This is a genomic window from Microbacterium sp. (assembly GCF_047606385.1).
Taxonomy (GTDB): Bacteria; Actinomycetota; Actinomycetes; order Actinomycetales; family Microbacteriaceae; genus Microbacterium.
Map to the genome: position 1 here is coordinate 1 of NZ_JASGEL010000080.1, position 5443 is coordinate 5443.

At 73.3% G+C, this 5443-nt stretch carries 5 protein-coding genes; all 5 read right to left on the bottom strand.

The features are described from left to right. The coding region (locus QM626_RS07545; protein ID WP_415075614.1) for an isochorismatase family protein at positions 1-188 on the bottom strand (188 nt) is incomplete at its 3' end. A 20-nt stretch (positions 189-208) separates the two neighbouring features. Beyond that, on the bottom strand, positions 209-634 hold the full coding sequence (locus QM626_RS07550; RefSeq protein ID WP_415075616.1) for a MarR family winged helix-turn-helix transcriptional regulator: 426 nt from the start codon (positions 632-634) through the stop codon (positions 209-211). A gap of 60 nt (positions 635-694) precedes the next feature. Next, the gene (locus QM626_RS07555) at positions 695-1642 is read right to left on the bottom strand and encodes an SseB family protein (protein WP_415075618.1); all 948 of its coding nucleotides are present in this window, start codon (positions 1640-1642) and stop codon (positions 695-697) included. Between the two features lie 30 nt (positions 1643-1672). After that, positions 1673-4063, bottom strand: a complete 2391-nt coding sequence (locus QM626_RS07560) for an ATP-dependent helicase (protein ID WP_415075620.1) — start codon at positions 4061-4063, stop codon at positions 1673-1675. A 62-nt stretch (positions 4064-4125) separates the two neighbouring features. Continuing rightward, the gene (locus QM626_RS07565; RefSeq protein ID WP_415075622.1) at positions 4126-5238 is read right to left on the bottom strand and encodes an FUSC family protein; all 1113 of its coding nucleotides are present in this window, start codon (positions 5236-5238) and stop codon (positions 4126-4128) included. Positions 5239-5443 lie beyond the last annotated feature (205 nt).

Below are 5443 nucleotides of genomic sequence, written 5' to 3' on the forward strand. Positions count from 1 at the left end.
CGCTCGGTGCGCCCGGGCGCGCCCGCGACGACGTTGACGAGCACGACCGGGCGACCGGACGCGCGGAAGGCGTCGGCGAGGTCCGCCGCGCGGGCGACGACCGGTGCCGCCAGGGGCGAGCCCGCGATGCCGCGCTGCAGGTCGATGACGACCAGCGCGCTCGTGAGGTCGAGGGTGGACACGGGCATGGAGTGCTCCTTCGTTCGGGTCAGGACTGCAGCAGCCGCTCGACGAGGTCGACGGCGCGGGCGAGGTCGTCGAGCTCGTCCGCGCCGAGCCGCTCGGTCAGCGCGCGCGTCAGCCACTGCTGCTTGAGGTCGCGTCCGGCCTCGATCTGCTGCCGGCCGGTGTCGGTCAGCGACACCTGCGACGCCCGCTGGTCGCCGGGGTCGGGCCGGCGGACGACCATGCCCGCGGCCTCGAGCGATGCGACGGTGGCGGCCATCGACTGGGGGCGCACTCCTTCGGCGCGCGCGAGCGCCGAGGTCGTCGCGGAGCCGTCGGTCAGCAGTCGCCGGATGACGGCGATCTGCGCGTCGGAGTACTCGCTCTGGTGGGCCTCGGCGCGCAGCCGGCGCGCGAGGCGGGTGGCGGCGGCGCGCAGCGCGAGCGCGAGGTCCTCGGGATCGGTCACAGCACAGACGCTACCAGATGTACAGTCGACCTGTACAGTTCACCTGTCTATATTGTGGGATCACGCTCGCGCGATGAGCGGGGCCAGATCGTCACGGCCCAGACGCTGCCACGGGCCCTGCGGGTTGACGACGATGCCGCCGAGCTCGGGCTCGCCGACCAGCGCCGCCGCGATCTGCGCGGCGGTGATCCTCACCGCCTGGTCGCCACGGCCGAGCACGTGCACCTCGAGCGGGTGCGAGAACACCTCGAGCATGCGGGTGCCGTCCGGCATCCGGGTCTGCGAGACGCCGACCCGGCCGTCGTCGTCGCGCTTGGCGGCGATCCACACCGGGGCCGTCTGCAGCGCGTCGACGAGCGCGGCGACGCGCTGCGGTGTCCGCTGGCCGGTCAGGGCCGACTTCACCGCGAGGCTCTCGTCGAGGTCGGCGAGCACCTTCTCGAGGAGTGCGCGCGGCAGCACCGCGGCGGCGGGCGCGGAGGCGTGGTCGACCACGATGCCGGCGAGGTCGGTGTCGACGACCTGGTGCAGCAGCGGCGGCACGGCGACCGCGATCGCCGAGGTCGAGGTGTCGCCGTCGGCGCGCACCGCCGCCTGCAGCGCCGCGCCACCGGAGAACGCGAGCGCGTACCGTGCGTCGCCGATGGTCACGATCGCCATCGGCAGCTCCTGCCCGGCGGCCAGCAGGTCCTGCGCCTGTCCGCGCACGCGCAGGTACACCCGTCCCTGCAGCAGCTGCCGGGCGACCTCGAGGGTCTGTGCCGGCGTGGGCTTCGGATCGAGCCGCGCGAGCGCCTCGATCAGCAGCCCGTTGTCCTCGATCCCGCGCACCGTCGGGCGGGGATGCGCCGGGGCGGCGGGCGCGCCGTAGGTCGTGACGGCGATCGGCACCTCGGGGACGTCGGGGACGTCGGAGACGTCGGGCGCCTCGGGGACGTCGGGCGCCGCGGACTCGACCGCAGGCGCCGTCTCTTCGTTCTTCTTCGGACGACGCGAGAACAGGGGCATCCCTCCAGGCTACGCCGGGGGCGCCGGTCGCTATCCCTCGAGCTTCTCGATCGGCGCGATCTTCACGAGCAGCTTCTTCGCGCCGGCCCTCTCGAACCGCACATGCGCCACGCGTTTCGCGCCCTCGCCGGTGACCGCCTCGACGCGTCCCTCGCCGAAGTCGTCGTGGCGGATGCGGTCGCCCGGCGCGAGGACGAGGTCGCTGTTGTCGCGCACCTTCGCGGGGATGCGGTTCGGGAACCGGTCGAGCGACGTGGACTTCGGCTTCAGCGCCGGGATCTCCTCACGCCGGCCGAAACCGCCCGGGGACGAGCCCGGACGCCGCGCGTTCAGCGCACGCGACTGCGTGCCGCCGCGCGAGTTCACGTCGCCCGGAGACTGCCGCCAGTCGATGAGCTCGGACGGGATCTCCTGCAGGAACCGGCTCGGCATCGCCACGGTCACCTCGCCGAACTGCGCGCGGGTCATCGCGAGCGACAGGTACAGACGCTTGCGCGCCCGCGTGACGCCGACGTAGAACAGCCGCCGCTCCTCGGCCGGGCCCCCGGGCTCCCCCGCCGAGATCCGGTGCGGGATGAGATCCTCCTCCACGCCGGTGACGAACACGGTGTCGAACTCGAGCCCCTTGGCGGTGTGCAGCGTCATGAGCGACACCGCCCCCGACGCGTCGTCGAGGTCGTCGGCGGCGGCGACCAGCGACACCTCGGTGAGGAAGTCGAGCAGCGTGCCCTCGGGGTTGTTGCGCGCGAACTCGCGCGTGACCGCGACCAGCTCGTCGACGTTCTCGAGCCGCGCCTCGTCCTGCGGGTCGCGGCTGGCGCGCAGCGCGTCGAGGTAGCCCGACTTCTGCAGCAGCAGCGTGAGCCCCTCGGCGACGGCGGTGGGCGGCGGCACCTCGCCGGACGCGGGCTGCATGACCTCGGTCGCCTCGCGCAGCACCGCATCCAGCTGCCCGATCGCGGCCTGCAGCTTCGGCCCGACGCCGAGGGCCGCGGGGTCGGCGAGCGCCTTTCGGAACGTGATCGCGTTCTCCTCGGCGAAGCGGGCGATCGCGGTCTCGGTCACGTCGCCGATGCCGCGGCGGGGCCGGTTCAGGATGCGGCGCAGCGACATCTCGTCGGCGGGGTTCGCGACCGCGATGAGGTACGCCAGCGCGTCCTTGATCTCGGCACGCTCGTAGAACTTCGTGCCTCCCATGATCTTGTAGGGGAGAGCGGCGCGGATGAAGATCTCCTCCAGCGCGCGGGTCTGCGAGTTGGTGCGGTAGAACACCGCGATCTCGGCGTACGCGACGCCGCGGCGGCGCAGCGCCTCGATCTCGTCGGCGACGAACTGCGCCTCGTCGTGCTGCGAGTAGCCGGTGAAGCCGACGATGGGCTCGCCCGACCCGGCATCCGTCCACAGCCGCTTGTCCTTGCGGTCGAAGTTGTTGCGGATGACCGCGTTCGCCGCGTCCAGGATGTTCTGGCTCGACCGGTAGTTCTGCTCGAGCAGCACGACCTTCGCCCCCGGGAAGTCGCGCTCGAACTCGCTGATGTTGCGGATGTCGGCGCCGCGGAACGCGTAGATCGACTGGTCGGAGTCGCCGACGACGGTGAGCGAGGCCCCCTCGAGCGCGGGCTCCCGCTCGGGCTCGAAGATCATCATGCCGCCCGACGAGAACGACTCCCCGGCGCCGAACGCCGGCCGGGTCAGCTCGTGGATCAGCGCGTACTGCGCGGCGTTGGTGTCCTGGTACTCGTCGACGAGGATGTGCCGGAATCGCTTCCGGTACACGTCGGCCACGTGCGGGAACGCCCGGAACAGGTACACCGTCTGCCCGATGAGGTCGTCGAAGTCGAACGCGTTCGCGCGCTGCAGATGCCGCTGGTAGTCGCCGAAGATCTCGACGAACATGCGCTCGGCCGGGTCGGCGAGGTTGGCGACGCGGGCGTAGCCCTCGGCGTCGGTGAGCTCGTTCTTCAGCTTCGAGATGCGGCCCTGCACACCGGCGGGGGTCAGCCCGTAGGCGTCGGCCTCGTGCTCCTTCACGAGCCGCTTGATGAGCGCGCGCGAGTCGCCGGAGTCGTAGATCGTGAAGCTCTTCGTGAACCCGAACTGGTCGGCCTCGCGCCGCAGGATGCGCACGCACGCGGAGTGGAACGTCGAGATCCACATGCCCCGTGCGGCATCCCCCACCAGCTGCTGGACGCGCTCGCGCATCTCGCCGGCCGCCTTGTTCGTGAACGTGATCGCGAGGATCTGGCTCGGCCACGCCTCGCGGCCCTGCAGCAGGGAGGCGATGCGGTGGGTGAGCACGCGGGTCTTGCCCGACCCGGCCCCGGCGACGATCAGCAGGGCCGGCCCGCGGTAGGCGACGGCCTCGCGCTGCGGCGGGTTGAGCCCGGCGAGCAGCTCGTCAACGTCGGAGGCCTCGGTCATGTCCCCCCAAGTCTAAATCGCCCCGCCGACACGTCCTGCCGGCCCGGCCGCTCGAGCGCGCATCAGATGCGCGGCACGGCGTCGCGGGCCTCGGCGGCGGGCATCCCGGCCGCGGTCAGCAGGTCGACGGCCAGCGGCCGCATCGCCGAGACCAGGCTCTGCTCGCCCAGGGACGCATCGGGCAGCATCCGCGCGGGGTCCAGGTGCGCGGCGATGGGCCGCAGCAGGTCGCGCGCGGCGGGCTCGAGCGAGATGTCCTCCAGCGACTGGCCGATCAGCGCCATGCCGCGTCCGAGCCCTGCCAGCACGTCGGCGGCGATCGGGCGGCGGCGCCCGTCGTCCACGAGATATGCCGCCCGGCGGCCCACGACCCGCAGGTTCCGCACCGCCAGGTCCATCGCCGCGAGCACGCGCCGCTGGCGCTCCAGCTCCGCGCGGCGGCGCCGGAGGAACGGCGAGATGCGGGCGACCGCGGTCGCCGACTCGAGCGACTCCTGCCACGCGCGCACGAGCAGGTCGAGCCGGCGCGCCCGGTCCAGGCCGCGCTCCGCGTGCCTGCGGTCGCCGCGGGCGAGGCCTTCCGCGGAGGCGGTCACCGCCCGCTCCGCGGACGCGAACAGCGCCCGTGCCTCGCGGAGCAGCTCGCCGCGCAGGTTGCGGGGCACCACGACGGTCATCAGGATCGCGGAGGCGCCGCCGACGAGCCCGTCCAGCGGGCGCGCGAGCACCGCCACGGTGCCCGCGGTCGGGAACAGCATGACGATCAGCCCCTGCACGGCGGCGGCGATCGCGAAGGCCGGCTGCGACGAGATCGTCCGCGCGACCAGCAGCACGAGGGCGAGCACGATCGGCAGCTGCCACCACCCCGATCCGATCGCCCACACGACGCCCTCGGAGATGAGCACGCCGAGCATCATCCCGACGACGGTCTCGATCACGCGGCGCGGCCGGGCGTCGCGCACGAGCCCCAGGCTCGACACCGCGACGGTGCCGGCGAGCACGGGAGCCGCGTGCCCGAGCACGAAATGCGCGAACGCGTACGCCGCGGTCGCGGCGATCACGATCTGGATGACGGCGGGCACCGACTCCCGGGCGCGGCGCAGCCCCGGCCGCGGGTCCAGCCGGTCCCGCACGCGCACCGGCACCGTGGTGGTCTCGGGGCCGGGCCGGCTCATCGACGTGCAGATCGGGCCGGTGACGGGCGGACGCCTGCGCATAACTCAGGCAGATTCGCCCCTGGGGCGGCTGCCGGCGACGCCGTGCCGCGTTCTGCCTGAGTGATGAACGGCCGTGCGGCGGCAGCTGCAGCGGTCATCGGCTCAGCGCCGGCGTCCCAGCCGCGGCAGCCGGGGCACGGATGCCGTCGCCCCGGCTGCCGCC